Origin of the sequence: Roseibium album, from assembly GCF_001404515.1 — a bacterium.
Lineage (GTDB): Bacteria > Pseudomonadota > Alphaproteobacteria > Rhizobiales > Stappiaceae > Roseibium > Roseibium album.
Map to the genome: position 1 here is coordinate 622,309 of NZ_CXWE01000004.1, position 14,861 is coordinate 637,169.

The 14,861-nt window shown below is 56.5% G+C and carries 12 protein-coding genes; 4 read left to right on the forward strand and 8 right to left on the reverse strand.

Annotated elements, in window-relative coordinates:
• Positions 1-6 precede the first annotated feature (6 nt).
• The 3 genes from LA5095_RS16225 to LA5095_RS16235 all read right to left on the reverse strand — a co-directional run bounded on the left by LA5095_RS16225 (position 7) and on the right by LA5095_RS16235 (position 5,042).
• Positions 7-3,417, reverse strand: a complete 3,411-nt coding sequence (locus LA5095_RS16225; protein ID WP_055116617.1) for a calcium-binding protein — start codon at positions 3,415-3,417, stop codon at positions 7-9.
• A 32-nt stretch (positions 3,418-3,449) separates the two neighbouring features.
• Positions 3,450-3,920: a toxin-activating lysine-acyltransferase gene (locus LA5095_RS16230; RefSeq protein ID WP_055116619.1), complete on the reverse strand. Its 471-nt coding sequence runs from the start codon at positions 3,918-3,920 to the stop codon at positions 3,450-3,452.
• A 168-nt stretch (positions 3,921-4,088) separates the two neighbouring features.
• Positions 4,089-5,042, reverse strand: coding sequence for a dihydrodipicolinate synthase family protein (locus tag LA5095_RS16235; protein WP_055116993.1), 954 nt, complete (start codon positions 5,040-5,042; stop codon positions 4,089-4,091).
• 166 nt (positions 5,043-5,208) lie between these two features.
• On the opposite strand from LA5095_RS16235, the gene LA5095_RS16240 reads away from it, so the two are divergent.
• A complete protein-coding gene (locus LA5095_RS16240; RefSeq protein ID WP_055116621.1) occupies positions 5,209-6,000 on the forward strand; it encodes an aspartate dehydrogenase in 792 nt (263 codons plus the stop codon).
• 59 nt (positions 6,001-6,059) lie between these two features.
• Positions 6,060-7,007 (forward strand): LysR substrate-binding domain-containing protein, encoded by a 948-nt coding sequence (locus LA5095_RS16245; RefSeq protein WP_055116994.1) that lies wholly within the window; start codon positions 6,060-6,062, stop codon positions 7,005-7,007.
• Positions 7,008-7,027: 20 nt separating this feature from the next.
• Here the strand turns inward: LA5095_RS16245 and LA5095_RS16250 are convergent, their stop codons facing one another.
• The 5 genes from LA5095_RS16250 to LA5095_RS16270 form a co-directional block, all read right to left on the reverse strand.
• Positions 7,028-8,464: an NAD-dependent succinate-semialdehyde dehydrogenase gene (locus LA5095_RS16250; protein ID WP_055116623.1), complete on the reverse strand. Its 1,437-nt coding sequence runs from the start codon at positions 8,462-8,464 to the stop codon at positions 7,028-7,030.
• A 213-nt stretch (positions 8,465-8,677) separates the two neighbouring features.
• Positions 8,678-9,937 (reverse strand): TRAP transporter large permease, encoded by a 1,260-nt coding sequence (locus tag LA5095_RS16255; RefSeq protein WP_055116625.1) that lies wholly within the window; start codon positions 9,935-9,937, stop codon positions 8,678-8,680.
• Positions 9,934-10,491, reverse strand: coding sequence for a TRAP transporter small permease (locus LA5095_RS16260; protein WP_055116627.1), 558 nt, complete (start codon positions 10,489-10,491; stop codon positions 9,934-9,936). The genes LA5095_RS16255 and LA5095_RS16260 overlap by 4 nt, the downstream gene beginning before the upstream one ends.
• A 57-nt stretch (positions 10,492-10,548) precedes the next feature.
• A complete protein-coding gene (locus LA5095_RS16265) occupies positions 10,549-11,535 on the reverse strand; it encodes a TRAP transporter substrate-binding protein (protein ID WP_055116629.1) in 987 nt (328 codons plus the stop codon).
• A gap of 62 nt (positions 11,536-11,597) precedes the next feature.
• Positions 11,598-12,140 (reverse strand): 3-hydroxyanthranilate 3,4-dioxygenase, encoded by a 543-nt coding sequence (locus LA5095_RS16270; protein ID WP_055116996.1) that lies wholly within the window; start codon positions 12,138-12,140, stop codon positions 11,598-11,600.
• 316 nt (positions 12,141-12,456) lie between these two features.
• Here LA5095_RS16270 and LA5095_RS16275 point away from each other — a divergent pair, with 316 nt between their 5' ends.
• Together LA5095_RS16275 and LA5095_RS16280 are read left to right on the forward strand one after the other, a co-directional pair.
• Positions 12,457-13,539, forward strand: coding sequence for a TIGR03032 family protein (locus LA5095_RS16275; RefSeq protein ID WP_055116632.1), 1,083 nt, complete (start codon positions 12,457-12,459; stop codon positions 13,537-13,539).
• Positions 13,536-14,756: a glycosyltransferase gene (locus LA5095_RS16280; RefSeq protein ID WP_055116634.1), complete on the forward strand. Its 1,221-nt coding sequence runs from the start codon at positions 13,536-13,538 to the stop codon at positions 14,754-14,756. The genes LA5095_RS16275 and LA5095_RS16280 overlap by 4 nt, the downstream gene beginning before the upstream one ends.
• Positions 14,757-14,861: the final 105 nt, after the last annotated feature.

A 14,861-nucleotide genomic window follows, 5' to 3' on the forward strand; every position in this document is an offset into this window, starting at 1 on the left:
AGACCCTCAGATGAAGTCCGTTTCCGGAATTATCGTCCCGACTGCTTCTGTGCCATGTCCCAGTGCGACAGTCAGATCCGCGTTGGCGGCATCTGCTTCCGATGAGCCGAACGCACCAAGCGTTTCTGCCGCACCGGCCAGGAGGCCCAGGATGTCGCCGGACGCAAGAGTGTCGATGCCGACCGTCACGCTCTCGACTGCAAACGAGAAATCATCCATGGGATCAGGTTCGTCGTAGATCGCTTTCAGATCGAAGACGAAACTGTCGGCTCCCTGTACCACCTTGAGCCATTCGACCGCGGTGGTTTCGTCATCCATTCCATGAACCGTCGCGACGGTCTTGTCGTCGAGTTCGATATGGAGCGCGTCAGCCGATCTTACGAAGTTGAACGCATCCTGATCCATGGCATCGAGTGACAAGCTTCGCAATTCGATGACATCGTTGCCGTCGGGTGTTTGCGAAATGTCATCAAGAACCGGCAGGTCGACATCGAAACTCTCCAGGAATGACTTGACCCCGTCAGTTGCACGCTCGGCAATGGTTGCCTCACCATTCGCCCAGATCGTGTACGTGTCGTCTCCAGCCTCGCCTGAGAGGAACCCATCACCACCGAGCACATCAGCGCCAAGCCCTCCGAGCGTCACGTTCGCCTTGACCTCATAGGATCCAAGTCCGGGAGCACCGAACTCCGGGCTGAAATCGGTCACGGAGTCGATGAGTTCGGCAATCGGCGCGCTGATGCCTTCCACGGCATTGATTGTTGCGGTCAGCGCGGAACGGAACCCTTGAACCCAGGGCACGTCGGTAAGTGCATCATGAATAACGATCTTGGTGAAATCCGAGATATCCATGATCACATCCGAGCCGGATCCCCCGGCGAAGAAGTTGCCGAGGCTGAAGGACAGCAGTTCAACGTCCCCTTCCTTTTCGATTTCGCTTTTCATCTCGAGGGCGTCTTCCATCTTGTCGAAGCCCGAACTGCTCAGGATCAGGTCATCACCAGCGCCACCCATCACGAGCGAATTCGTGTCGGAGAGAGCCAGCGCAACATCATCGTCGGCACCCCCGTGCACGATCGTGCCGGGTCCACTGGCAACCATCAGGTCTGCGCCTTCCCCACCAAGCTGCGCGGTGACGACGATTTCCTCAGGCAGAGCACCCTTGATCAGGCCGCCCTTGCGGTTGCCGTCGCTATCCTTGTCGTTGTTAAGGGATACGGTGGCTGCAGCTTCATCGCCAAATGAAAGGCCAAGCATCACGTCTGTGCCGGCACCGCCATATTGAAAGGAAGCAGCAGCCTTGTATTGCGGAGCAACGATCTTGGCCGCCGCCACCATGACATCCGAACCGTCGCCGCCGAATTGAGCAACGCCCTGACCGCCGCCGATAAGGATATCGTTTCCGGCGTCTGCATATTGCACGACACCGATACCGCCGCCGACCATGACGTCATCGCCCTGGCCCATGACCTGGGTGGTCATTCCACCGGCGCCGAAGGCATAGTCCTTGCCCGAACCGCCAAACTGCAGGTTGTTCGTGCCACCACCAATCAGGACGTTGGTACCACCACCCTCGGTTTCGAAATGTTCGTCGAAATTCTCGATCACGTCGGCGAATTTGCCGTCGTCGTCAAAACCGAGATCGGACGGGATTGCGCTCCAGAGATGATCACCGAACTGGATGTTGTTGGCACCACCAGCCATCAGGAAGTCATCGTCCGAACCACCTATCTGGATGTTTGCGCCACCGACAGCGAAGAGTTTGTCCTTGCCTGCACCGCCATGTTGCAGGTTGACCCCGGCGACACCGACAAGCACGTCTTCACCGTCACCACCGAACTGGCCGACATTCACACCAAGCCCATAAAGCTGGTCGTTACCGGCATCGCCGAACTGCAGGTTGCCGTTTCCGGCGGCGGCCAGCAAGTCTTCACCGTCGCCACCAAACTGGATGTTGGCAACGCCGAGTGCCTTCATTCTGTCGTCGCCGGAACCGCCGAACATGGTGTTCACGCCGCCCAACGCCAGCATGTCGTCATCACCCGCATCACCGTGAACCACGTTGACACCACCGATCGCTTCGATCGTGTCGTTGCCGTCGTTGCCGTTGAGGACATTGACCCCACCGGCGGCCATGATGGTGTCGTTGCCATCGCCGCCAAATGCCGTCGTTACGCCGGCCTTGGCTTCGATGAAGTCGTCGCCGTGATCGCCATGAATGACATTGTTTGCTCCAAAGCCGTAAATGGCGTCATTGTCGTCGCCACCACGCATGACGTTTGATGCGCCTCGGCCTTCCATTCGGTCAACGCCATCATTGCCATACATGACATTCGACGCGCCGATGCCGGTCATCGTGTCGTTGCCTGTACCGCCGTGCATGACGTTGGAGGCACCGCGACCTTCCATGGTGTCATCGCCGCTGTCGCCGTACATGACATTGGACAGTCCGTGACCTTCCATATGGTCGTTACCGGTTCCACCGCGCATGACGTTGGAGGCACCGTAGCCATACAGTTTGTCGTTGCCGCTGTCGCCGTTCATGACATTCGACGCGCCGTGGCCGTTCATCGTGTCGTTGCCTGTGCCACCATGCATGACGTTGGAGGCACCGCGACCTTCCATGGTGTCATCGCCGCTGTCGCCGTACATGACATTGGACAGCCCGTGACCTTCCATATGGTCGTTACCGGTTCCACCGCGCATGACGTTGGAAGCACCATAGCCATACAATTTGTCGTTGCCGCTGTCGCCATTCATGACATTCGACGCGCCATAGCCCTTCAGGGTGTCCTGGTCGTCTCCGCCATACATGACATTGGACGCGCCCCGGCCTTCCAGAGTGTCGTCGCCGTCATCACCGCGCATGACGTTCGAGGCACCATAACCTTTCAGTGTATCGTTGCCGGTTCCGCCATACATGGAATTGGATGCGCCATAGCCATAGAGGCTGTCATGGCCGGAGCCACCCTTCATCTTATTGGTGACACCGTAGCCGTAGAGCTTGTCGTTGTAGCTGCCGCCATCCATGTCATTGTAGGCACCGTAACCATAGAGCGTGTCGTAGCCACTGTCGCCGCGCATGACGTTTTTCGCACCGTAGCCGTAAAGCGTGTCATTACCGGTGCCGCCATACATTGCGTTGTAAGCGCCATAGCCGTAGAGCTTGTCCGTGCCACTGTCGCCCCACAGGTAATTCTTCGCACCATAGGCTTTGACCGTATCGTTGCCGGAACCGCCTCGCAGATAATTGAGAGGCGCCCAGCCACCGACGAAGTCGTTCCCTGACCCGCCGCGCAGATCGTTCTTGATTGCCGAATAGCCGTACAGCTTGTCGTTGCCCGAACCGGCATCCTTTGTGCCGTAGAGGCCATAAAGCTTGTAGGTCTGATGAATGCTTTTGGATGAAGAACCCATAACGAATGTTCCTTATAATCGAGAAAAATGAATTACGACGCGTAGGCGCGAGCCTTTACGGGACGGCCGAGATGGTCGCGTCCGGGGTGTTGGACAATGCGCAAGACATGGCCCTTTCCATCGCGCCGGACCGACCGCAGGGCGCGGTCAGGGAAAATGGACCGCTTGAGATCACGGGCGGTTTGAAAACCGTCGCCGAAAGGTGCGATGAAATCTATGACAACCGGGTTTTCCCCGCTGTTCCACTGGTCGGGATCCGGTAGATGGTCCTGGTGAAGGACGGCGTTTTCGGTCGCCTCATCGAGCCAGGCCCAGGTCGCCAGCGCGACGGGCAACCCGCCGCGGCGCCAGATGCGAAGCTGACCGAGCATCAGGGGCGGCAGGATCAGTCCTCCGATGTCGGAGATGCTCCGGTCCTTGTGAAGTGGACTTTCCGCCATGAGGGCGGTCGCTTCACCGAGCATGGCGAAGGTAATCTTCTTATCAAGTTGCCTGCTGGTCATCTTTTAGCTCCTGACAGCGTTTCCGTTGTCAGAAAACTAAGTATGCGTCGGGCAGCTCAGTATGGGGTCAATCCCCCAATCACGCGTGGAGACCATGATGAACCAACCGTCGCCCGGTTTGTGGCTGGCTCGTGTGCTCGCAGGAGCACTCGGTGATTGATGAAAATCTCAGAGCTTGAGACCGCAGCCCTCGAACGCGGTTTTGACAGCTGACTTTTCCGCGTCGCTCAATTCCAGCATCGGACGCCTGACGCGTCCGCCAACCTGTCCGAGCAGCTCCAGCCAGTATTTGCCGAATGCCTGGGGCTTGTCCGCAGGACGGGAAATTTTCATGGCATCACGCACGGGATCCAGACTGTCACGAACCTTGCGGGCTTCCGCAAAACGGCCCTCGAAGGCCAGCTTCGTATAATCGTTCATGCGTTTGTCAAAACACGTCTGCAGCTGGTACGGCGGCGAGGAACACAGATATAGCTTCCATCCAAGCTGCTCGACATTGTCCAGCCATTCCTCCTCCGAGGCCGTTGAAACGTGGATCCTGTTACCGACCATTTCGGTCAACCGGACATACATGTCTCTCGGTACGGAGTACTTGATGGCGACAATGTTCGGCAGCTCCGCAATCCTCGCACACTCCTCCGGCTGCATCAGATACCCGGAGTCCGGGTGACTCCACATGGCGATACCGATGTCTACCTTGTCGCAGATTGCCTTGTAGTACTGGTAAAGTACTTCGCCGCGATCATGAACGAAACTCAGAACCGGTGCGTGAACAACGATATAGTCGGCACCACAGTCCTGTGCGTGTTGCGCCAGCTCAAGCACGGTCTCAAGATTCTGATCGGACACGGACATGATCGTGCCGGCCTTGCCACCACATTCATCCACGGCAATTTCGAAGTTCCGCTTGCGCTCTTCCAGCGTCATGGAAAAGAATTCGCCTTGCTTTCCCGCTATGAACAGCCCCTGAATGTCAAGATCGTCGATCCAGTGGCGAATGTTGGAACGTAGTCCGGCGTCATCAAATGAAAGATCTTCCTTGAAAGGATTTAGTGCTGCCGCCCAGATTCCGCGCATGTTCTCTTTTGCGTAGGCCTTGGCGTCGTGTTTTGAATATTTCATGGAACGGGATCCTGGTCGCTCTGCGCCCGGTGACGGGCAGGCTTCGGCGCGATAGGAGCAAAACCGCATACAAAATCCAAATCCAAAGAACGCATGCCGGTATAACCAGAATGGATATCAATGAGAGGATCTCTGCAGGTATTTTTTGATCAAATTCGAGGTCCAAATGAAAATCGCCCTGATCGGCAACGGCGCAATCGCCCATTTTGTCAAACAACAATTGACCACACGCGGCCATCACGTCGCAGCGCTTCTCTTGCGTGCAGACAGGGTAAGTGACGTTGCAGCTGAAGGACAGCTGCTTGAAATTGTTGGCTCAGTCGATGAATTGCCTGAGGAAATTGAACACGTCATTGACTGCGCCGGTCATACCGGACTGCGCGACTACGGCCCGCAGGTTCTCCGCTCCCATCGTGATTTGACGACAGTGTCGATCGGCGCGCTCGCAGACGAGAAACTGTCTGGAACGTTGAAAGAGGCTGCACAGGAAGGTGAGAGCTGCCTGCATCTTGCCAGTGGCGCCATCGGCGCGCTGGATTGTCTGCGGGCAGCTCGTGTCGGGCGCCTCGATTGCGTGCGATATACCGGCTGCAAACCGCCCGAAGGCTGGCTGGGATCTCCTGCCGGGACAAAGCTCGACCTCAACGCCCTTCAGGGTGAAGCCCGGACACACTTCAAGGGATCGGCCCGTGCAGCAGCGATTGAATATCCCAAAAATGCAAATGTGGCAGCCGCGGTCGCTCTTTCGGGTGTCGGTTTCGACAGGACCGAAGTCGAGCTGATTGCTGACCCGAACCTTTCCCAAAACGTTCACGAGATTTTCGCCGAGGGAGAGTTTGGTGAGTTTCGCTTCCAGATATCGGGACATACCCTGGCCGACAACCCCAGAAGTGCCGCCCTTGCCGCCATGAGCGTGATCAGTTCGCTGGAACAACAGACCGGAAGATTGGTTTTCTAGGTCAACCCCCGTATGAATTGACTCATTCGACCTTTGCAAAAGCGCGCTGGGAAACTGACATGGCCGCACGGCACATCCGAATTGTCGAGCGTGTGCTCACACGCCTGAAACTCAAGCAGCTACGCCTGCTGGTCGCGGTCGGCAAACACAAAAACATCCAGAACGCAGCGCGTGAGCTGAACGTTTCGCAGCCTGCCGCCACGAAGATGATCAAGGATCTCGAACTCGATTTCGAGGTTCAGCTCTTCGACCGCACCAACAGGGGTGTTGTCCCCACCCCTTTTGGTGAAGCCCTGATACGGCACGGTAAGCTGATTTTCGCTCAGGTTTCCAATGCGGCTCAGGAACTCGATGACCTGAACGAGGGAAGCAGTGGCCGCGTGGTCATCGGAACCCTTCTTGCAGCCTCTCCCCAACTCCTGCCGCTGGCCATCGAAAAGGTTATGCGCGAACGTCCCAACGTAGCCATCAAGGTCGTCGAAGGAACCAATGAGATTCTCATGCCGGCGCTGCGATCAGGAGAAATCGACCTCGTCGTCGGGCGCCTGCCGACACACCGGCATCGCAGTGAGATCGTCCAGGAGAAGCTTTACGACGAAAGGATCCTGGCAGTGACAGGTCCAAATCACCCGCTTGCCGATCAGCCTGACCTCTCCTTCGAGCAGCTGAAGCCCTACGGCTGGATCATGCCGCTGGTGGAAACGAGCTTGCGCCGGCAACTCGACCAGTTTTTCATCGAACGGGATCTTTATGTTCCGCCAATGGTGTTTGAATCCGTTTCTTACCTGACAAACCGCGCCCTGATGCAGTCCCAAAATCTGATCGGCCTCATGCCTGCCCACGTGCCGGCACAGGATATCGACCTGGAATGTCTGAAGGCCATCGACTGGAATGTGCCTTTCGGAACAGGTCCGGTCGGTGTCTCCTATCGCCAGGAAGGACATCCATCACCCGTTTGCCAGGCTTTCCTGGACGCATTGCATCAGGCCGCCGGAGCGATGCGGTAAAGACGGTACGAAGCTTCTTGTCAACCGATGGCGATCTTGTGGGAAACGTTTTTCACCACCGTATAATGGTGCAGGCCTTCCTCCCCGCCTTCACGGCCGTAGCCGCTCGACTTCACTCCGCCGAAAGGCGTCTCGGGCAGTGACGCCTCAAGCGTGTTGATCGACAGATTGCCTGTCTCCACACCGTCCACCAGCTGTTCGACATTTGCAGCCGAGTGGGTAAAGCCATAGGCAGCAAGGCCAAAAGGCAATCGGTTTGCCTGTGCGATTCCCTCTTCCAGTGAGGACACCGGATTGATAATCGCAATCGGACCGAAAGGCTCTTCGCTCATGATCCGCGCCTTGTCTGGTACATTGGCAAGGACTGTGGGCTCGAAAAAGTAGCCCTTGTTGCCGATCCTGTGCCCACCGGTTCTGAGCTCTGCACCGTTGGAAACTGCATCCTCAACCAGTTCCGACATCGCCGCAAGCCGGCGCTCGTTGGCAACCGGTCCCATTTGGGTCTTCTCGTTCAGTCCATCGCCGACAACAATGGCATCTGCACTTGCAACGAAGCTTTGTGCAAATGTCTCGAATTGCGTCTCACCGACATAAAATCGGGTCGGCGACGTACATACCTGACCCGCATTGCGATACTTGCGACTGGCACAGATCCCGCCGACCTCTTCGGGGTCAACGTCATCGCATACGATAACCGGCGCATGGCCACCCAGTTCCATCAGCACGGGTGTCATGTGATCGGACGCCAGCCCCGTCAATTGACGTCCGACGACGGTGGAACCCGTGAAGGCAACCAGCCGGATCTGGTCTTGCGGGATCAGATAGGACGAGATCTCCGAAGGAGTACCGAAAACCAGATTGAGCACTCCGGCCGGTAACCCTGCATCATGAAAGGCACGAGCGATATGCAAGGCTCCTGCCGGCGTTTCTTCAGCCGCCTTGAGGATAACCGAGCACCCGGCGGCAAGGGCTCCCGCGACTTTCCGGGCCGGCTGGCTCATCGGGAAATTCCAGGGCGCAAACGCGGCTACGGTTCCGATCGGTTGCCGAAGGACCGTGTGCCGCAGCCCCGGTGCCCCCGGGATCGCCCGTCCGTAAAGACGCTGGCATTCTCCTGCATCCCACTCGAAGAACTCGCTGCCCCGAACAACCTCCAACTGACCTTGCCTGTAGGGTTTTCCATGCTCGCAGGTGATCGAAAAGGCAACATCGTTCATCCGTTCGCGCAACAGTCGGGCGGCTTTCAAAATGATGTCGCTGCGATCTCGAGGTGACGTACGGCTCCACACCCTGAAACCGCGCCCCGCGGCTTCCAGTGCATCGTCCAGATCTCTTTGATCCGCAATTGGCAGATCACCAATCACCTGTTCATTCGCCGGATTGACGACCGGAAGCGTTGCCGTGGTTTTCCGGAACTGCCCGTCGATATAAAGGTGGAGATCAGGATAGGTGCTCATGGTCTGTCTTGTCTCATTCGGCCATCTTTCCAAAATGACTAACAAGGCGGGCACCATCACATCAATTCATATGAAATGATCCTGTTATAGCATAATTGAATACCAGAACCTGGTGCACGCTATCGCGTCAATATGTTGTTTTTATTGACTTAAAACGAACGGCAATTCCGCTCTGAGAAATTCCGGCAATCACAATGGAAATGCAAATTGATATCAGAGCAACGCAGTCGTCAGACTTGGAAACCAGCTCAGGAGAACCAGGATCAAGGCGACTGCCGCCAGGAAGGGATAAAGCTGCCTGAAAATGGACATTGGCTTGGAGCCAGTCATTGCGGACGTGATGTAAAGACCCGCTCCGACGGGCGGTGTCAGAAGACCAAGCACCAGGTTGAGACAGATGATCACTCCGAACTGGAATGGGTCGATGTCATAGTTGTTCTGAGCGATCGGTAGCAGGATCGGTGCGATCAGGATAAGCGCCGCAATACCGTCCAGCACCATACCGATGAAGAAAAGCGCGCAATTGACGATCAGCAGGAAAACAAAGGGGTCGGACGTAATGGTCGTGATCTGCGCCGCCAGTTTTTGAGGGATCGCCTCGTAGATAATGACCCAGCCGAACACGTTTGCCGTGGCAATCAGGAAGATGACGAGGCTGGAATTCTTGGCGGTCCTGATGAAGATCTCGCCAAGACGGGCGAGTTTCAGATCCCTGTAGACAAGCGTCCCGATGGCAAAGGCGACAAACGAGGCGACCGCGGCCGATTCAGTCGGCGTGGCAATGCCGAACAGGATACCACCAACGATCGCAAACGGGATCAACGCTGCCGGCAGGCAGTCGCGCAACGCGCTGATTGCTTCTTGTGCGCTCATCCAGCTTCCCTTCGGAAACTCCTGGGACAGGCCAATCAGCGCTACGATCACGAAAAAAGCCGCCGACAGCAGCAGTCCCGGAATGATGCCTGCCAGAAACATGTCGCCAATCGGGATTTGCGCCAGAACACCATAGATAACGAACAACATGGAGGGAGGAATGATCGGTGACAGCAGGCCTCCGGCTGCGGTGGTCGCGGCGGCGAAATCCCGGCTGTATCCTTCTTTCTCCATTGCCGGAACCATGGCTCGGGACATCACGGCGATCTGGGAGGCCGCAGACCCGATGATCGCCGCCATGAACATGTTGGCCAGCAGGTTGATGTAGGCGAGCCCTCCGCGAAAACCTCCGACAAAAACCCGTGCAGCCTGCACCAGTCGACTGGTGAGGCCGCCTTCGTTCATCAATTCGCCTGTCAGCATGAACAGCGGAATCGCCAGCAATCCGTAGTTTTCGATCCCCGAAAACATCTGTTGTGCGAATGAAGAAAACAGGACGGTATTGCCACTCGCCTGGATGTACCACGCTGCTGAAAGTGCCAACACGATACTGATCGGAACCGCACCGAACAGAAGCAGCAGGAAGACGACACCGGTCACGGATGATTTCTCCCGATACTCTTGTTCGTAAGGAGCCCGGTGAGCGTGCCGATCACATTGGAAATGGCGTGAAGGACGAGGCCCGCGGCGAATATTGGCATGATTGTCCAGATCCAGGCCTTGCCGAAGCCGAGTGTGTTTGTCGGTTCCGCATAGATGAAATTGAAGGTTTCCCCCTGAAAGACCTCCGTGTCGAATCCACTTTCCCAGAGCGCGGCGGGATCGAACCAGATCCAGCAGCACCAGACAATCAGCACTGCAAATACCAGAATGATCAGGTCGACGCCGAGTTGAGCGACTGCAAGACCCTTGCGGGGCAGCAGATCGATCAGAATGCTTACACTGACGCTTGATTTGTAGTGAATGGCTGCGGACGCCGCCAGAAAGGTCATCCAGATCATTGTGTAGATGGCGGCTTCGTCGATCCAGAATATCGCGCTGTTTGCCGCCCGCGTTACCACATTGACAAGAATGAGGAGTGTGACGAGCATCGCACAGAACGCAGCAAGTCCGACTTCGCACTGCGCCCATCGCGCGGAAAACCGATGTAACATTCAAAACGTCCTAAAAAACCGGCCCTCGACAAGGGCCAGTTTCAATAGCATGACCGGTTACTTCGTGTCTTCGGCGACTTTCTTGAGATCCGACAGCGCCGGGGCCTTCTCCGACCAGGTGCTTTCCCAGTCGCCGATGGCAGACTCAAAGAAACTCGCATCGACGACCTTGTAGGTCTTGCCGGTGCCTTCAACATCCTTCAGCCAGCCCCCTTCCTTTTCGACATAGGTATCGATCACACCATCCAGATGCTTTGCCATGATGGACGAGATCATTTCCCTGTCTTCCTTGGACAGGTCTTTCCAGACCTTGGCCGAAACCAGGCCGACCATAGGAAACATCATGTGGTTGGATACGAGGATCGTATCCGCGTGTTCATAATATTTCAGTTTCCAGATGAGTTCAGCATCCATGTCGATCGCATCTACCTGACCATTCGCCAGCGCATCGTAGACTGCTGGCAATGGCATTGGTGTCGGCGCGGCACCAACCGAATTGTAGAAATCCTTGATCGGCTCAAAGGGTGTAATCCGCAACTTCTTGCCCGACAGGTCATCTGCGCTTTCGATCGGATCGCGGCTCACGATCTGACGAAGCCCGGCCATTCCATAACCAAGCCCGACGACACCAGCCTTTTGTGGCAGGGTATCCAACAATTCCTTGGCAGTGTCGGATCTCAGGATACGCCCGGCGTGGCCAATGTCTTCTGCCATGTAAGGCGCATAGAGCGCGCCAAAATCGGGAACCCTGTTGGAAACTTCCGCGATGGTCAGGAAGGCCATATCCAGTGCACCGGTCTGCAACTGCTGCATCATCTGCGCTTCGTTGCCCAACTGCCTGGACGGGAAAACGGTCACCGAGTGTTCTCCGCCCGATGCCTCGTTCAGTTCCTTGCCGAACTCACCAGCCGCGACGGTCCAGATATGCGGCGGTGGCGTGATCAGGCCAATCCGGAATTCCTTGGCAAGTACCGGTCCGGTTGTCAGAGCCAGAGCCGCGAATGCAACCGGTGCCAGCCTGGTGATGGTTTTTGTGAAACCCATTGGAATTCCCCTCTTTTCGGATCGCGCCGTTCCGGCTCGCGATCACAATTGGCTTGTTCTGCTTAAATCTTGACCCAGCCTTCAGGCGGCTCTTTTCCGGGATGAACGGAACCGCAATTCGGACAGGTCCGGTCTTCCTCGGAGGCATAAAACGAATTGTAGACCGGCGGCAGGTCATCCACGATCGATTCCAGATCCAGTTCAGCGCGATGAACCAGGTGCTGACACTCGAAGCAATACCATTCGATGGCATCAAGCGCGCCGTCAGGCCTTGCCGGTTCGATGACCAGACCGATGGACCCTTCCTGCGGCCTTTGCGGAGAGTGTCGGACATGTGCCGGCAACAGGAAAATTTCGCCCTCCCGGATCGGCACGTCATAAAAATCGGTACCGTCGTAAAGCTTCAGAACCATGTCACCCTTGAGCTGATAAAAGAATTCCTCAACCGGATCATCGTGATAGTCGGTCCGTTTGTTGGGCCCTCCGACAACGGTGACCATCAGGTCCGCGTCCTTCCAGATCTGTTGGTTTCCAACAGGCGGTTTCAGCAGGTGTTTGTGTTCATCGATCCATTTCTGGAAGTTAAACGCGGCTAATCTGGACACTTTTTCCTCCATCAACGGCAAAAGCTTGCCGCAAACATATGCTTGGGCTCCCGGAGAACCCATGATCGACCGGTTCAGAAGAAAAGATATTGATATTTCATTCAAATACTAAAAATGGAATTCGATATAAATAATCGCAATACCTGATCGATGCATCCGGTGTGTCAATCAGCGCACCCGCTTCCCTTCATGACTCCCCGGATCGCTCTGACAGAACATGGAGTTTTGCCCTGCCTATGGACATATGAAATCGAACTGCCCAACATGAACCCGTGCGATCAACGGCCTGCACGGCCAACGGAACAGGCAGATAGAATTGGCAAGTGTCGAAGGGCAACTCAAGCTGGAGGCATCTCCCGGTTTCTCGTCCTGGCTGGAAAGTCACGACCTGTCGCTGGCCTTATCAACTTACCAGGCAGCAAAAATCTTCCTGATCGGCAACAATTCCGAAACCGGCCGCATCTCGATTTTCGAACGGACATTCGCACGTGCAATGGGCCTGGCCGCGTCCGCCGATGCGCGGCAGCTCTGGCTCGCATCGCAGTTTCAACTGTGGCGCTTCGAGGATTTTCTGTCCAGGGAACGCGCGCAGACTGACTATGACGCGGTCTATGTACCCATTGAAGGCCGCACGGTGGGTGAAGTCGACATCCACGACATTCACCCGAGACCAGACCAACCGCCTCTCTTCGTCGTTTCCCGGTTCAACTGTATCGCCACGCTGGACGCGGACAACAGTTTTGCACCGCTGTGGATGCCCCGGTTCATTGACGCGATGGTAGCGGAGGACCGTTGCCATCTGAACGGAATGGCGGTCGATGGCGACACGCCGAAACTTGTTACCTGTGTTGCCGCCACAAATTCCGGCGGTGAATGGCGAGACCACCGACGCGACGGCGGGATTGTGATCGACGTCGAAACGAACGAGATCATCGCGGGCGGATTTTCAATGCCGCACTCCCCTCGTCTCAAGGACGGCCGATGTTATCTCATCCAGTCCGGGACCGGTGAATTCGGCACACTCGACCTGGCGAACGGCCGCTTTACGCCCATTTGCCGGCTCCAGGGATTTGCCAGGGGATTGAGCCTTGTCGGCAACCATGCGGTCATAGGTGTCTCGAAACCAAGGGATGAAAGGCATTTCGGCGGGTTGGCTCTTTCCGACACCCTTGCGGAAGCGGGTCTCGACCCGCTTTGCCATATAGCGATCGTCAACCTGACCTCAGGCGAAATAGAACACAGGCTCGTCTTCGAGGGTCTTGTGAGCGAACTCTACGACGTCGCCCTTCTGAACGGTATTCGCAGACCGATGGTCCACGGCTTTGTGCAGCCGGACTTGCGGTTCGTGATCCGTCCGGCTCCCTTCGATCTTGAGCGGCATAACGGCGCCGCCTCATGACCGCTCGCAAGCGAATGCTCATCTGTTGGGAAGTTGGCGCAAATTACGGTCACGCGGCAATGATTTCTCAATTGCTGCCCTGGATTCCGGAAGAAATAGACATTCTTGCTGCCGTTCGCGATCCGGTTTCGTTTCGAGCACAGATTTCCGACCCACGCATTCAGGTGTTGGCCGCCCCCTTTGCGCCGGACATCAAGGTCACCAGAAAAGAAGCTGTTGGCCTGAATTACCCGGATGTCCTGCGATTTGTCGGCTGGAACGATATCAACGTCCTTTCGGCCTATCTGGAATGCTGGGAAGTCCTGCTTCGGGAGGTCAATGCCGACATTCTTCTTGCCCAGGCCGCACCGACCGCACTTCTTGCCGCACGTGCCCTCGACATTCCAAGGGTCGTGATCGGTGGTGGGTATGATCTGCCGCCAAGAGCCACACCAATGCCGGCCTTCATGCACTGGGAGCCGAGCGACCGGGAAGAGTTGCTGAGACGCGAGGCCGCTGTCTTGACCGTTGCAAACGCCGCTCTGAAGCAGCGGGGGTATTCCGGCCTTGCGACATTTCGCGACCTGCTGGACACGGACGGTTATGTGTTGGTCACTGTTCCCGAGCTCGATCACTACGGTGATCGCGCCGCAATAGAACCGGACCACACCCCCTATCTGGGGCCTGTTGCCGGCCTTCCATTCGGCGAGGAGGTCGCCTGGCGACCGGATGCGGAGTACCGCATCTTTGCGTATCTCCGTCCGGGCAATCCGAGGTTCGAAACCGCAATCAAGGCACTTGCGTCCCTGCCGGCAAAGACGGATATCGTGCTGGCGGCACCGGGCGCTCCCGCCAACCTGCCGGACCGCCTCAAGAGCACATCGCTGCGCCTCTTTACAGGTCCTGTGAACGTGGAACCGTTACTGGCCAGCTGCAATCTTGGCATCAGCCATGCCTCTGCGAACATGGCGGCCAATTTCGCCATACACGGTGTGCCTCAGATCGGATTGCCGAACCACACGGAACAGACGATGATGGCTCATGCGTTCTCACGAAGCCATCTGGGGTTGGGACTGGTAGGAAAAGCCTCTCCGGACCAGTTGATCGGCGCCATTGATCTGGTGCGCTCGTCTGAGAAAGTTGCCAAGGCAGCTGAAGAGTTTTCTGTCAGGTGGACGGCCAATGATGCCATTCGCACTGGCCGGCACGCCGCTGAGCAGGTCACTTCTTTGCTTTAGAAAACGGTCCATGTCAGTGCAGCCATAATCAGGTATTGGTGAAATTGACGATTAGTGCTAACGTAACGTCATTAACTAAACACTTTTTCTTTCCCACGTTGGTTT

Coding starts and splice junctions, on each gene's coding strand:
- LA5095_RS16225 (WP_055116617.1), bottom strand. CDS start 3,417: ATGGGTTCTTCATCCAAAAGCATTCATCAGACCTACAAGCTTTATGGC.
- LA5095_RS16230 (WP_055116619.1), bottom strand. CDS start 3,920: ATGACCAGCAGGCAACTTGATAAGAAGATTACCTTCGCCATGCTCGGT.
- LA5095_RS16235 (WP_055116993.1), bottom strand. CDS start 5,042: ATGAAATATTCAAAACACGACGCCAAGGCCTACGCAAAAGAGAACATG.
- LA5095_RS16240 (WP_055116621.1), top strand. CDS start 5,209: ATGAAAATCGCCCTGATCGGCAACGGCGCAATCGCCCATTTTGTCAAA.
- LA5095_RS16245 (WP_055116994.1), top strand. CDS start 6,060: ATGGCCGCACGGCACATCCGAATTGTCGAGCGTGTGCTCACACGCCTG.
- LA5095_RS16250 (WP_055116623.1), bottom strand. CDS start 8,464: ATGAGCACCTATCCTGATCTCCACCTTTATATCGACGGGCAGTTCCGG.
- LA5095_RS16260 (WP_055116627.1), bottom strand. CDS start 10,491: ATGTTACATCGGTTTTCCGCGCGATGGGCGCAGTGCGAAGTCGGACTT.
- LA5095_RS16265 (WP_055116629.1), bottom strand. CDS start 11,535: ATGGGTTTCACAAAAACCATCACCAGGCTGGCACCGGTTGCATTCGCG.
- LA5095_RS16280 (WP_055116634.1), top strand. CDS start 13,536: ATGACCGCTCGCAAGCGAATGCTCATCTGTTGGGAAGTTGGCGCAAAT.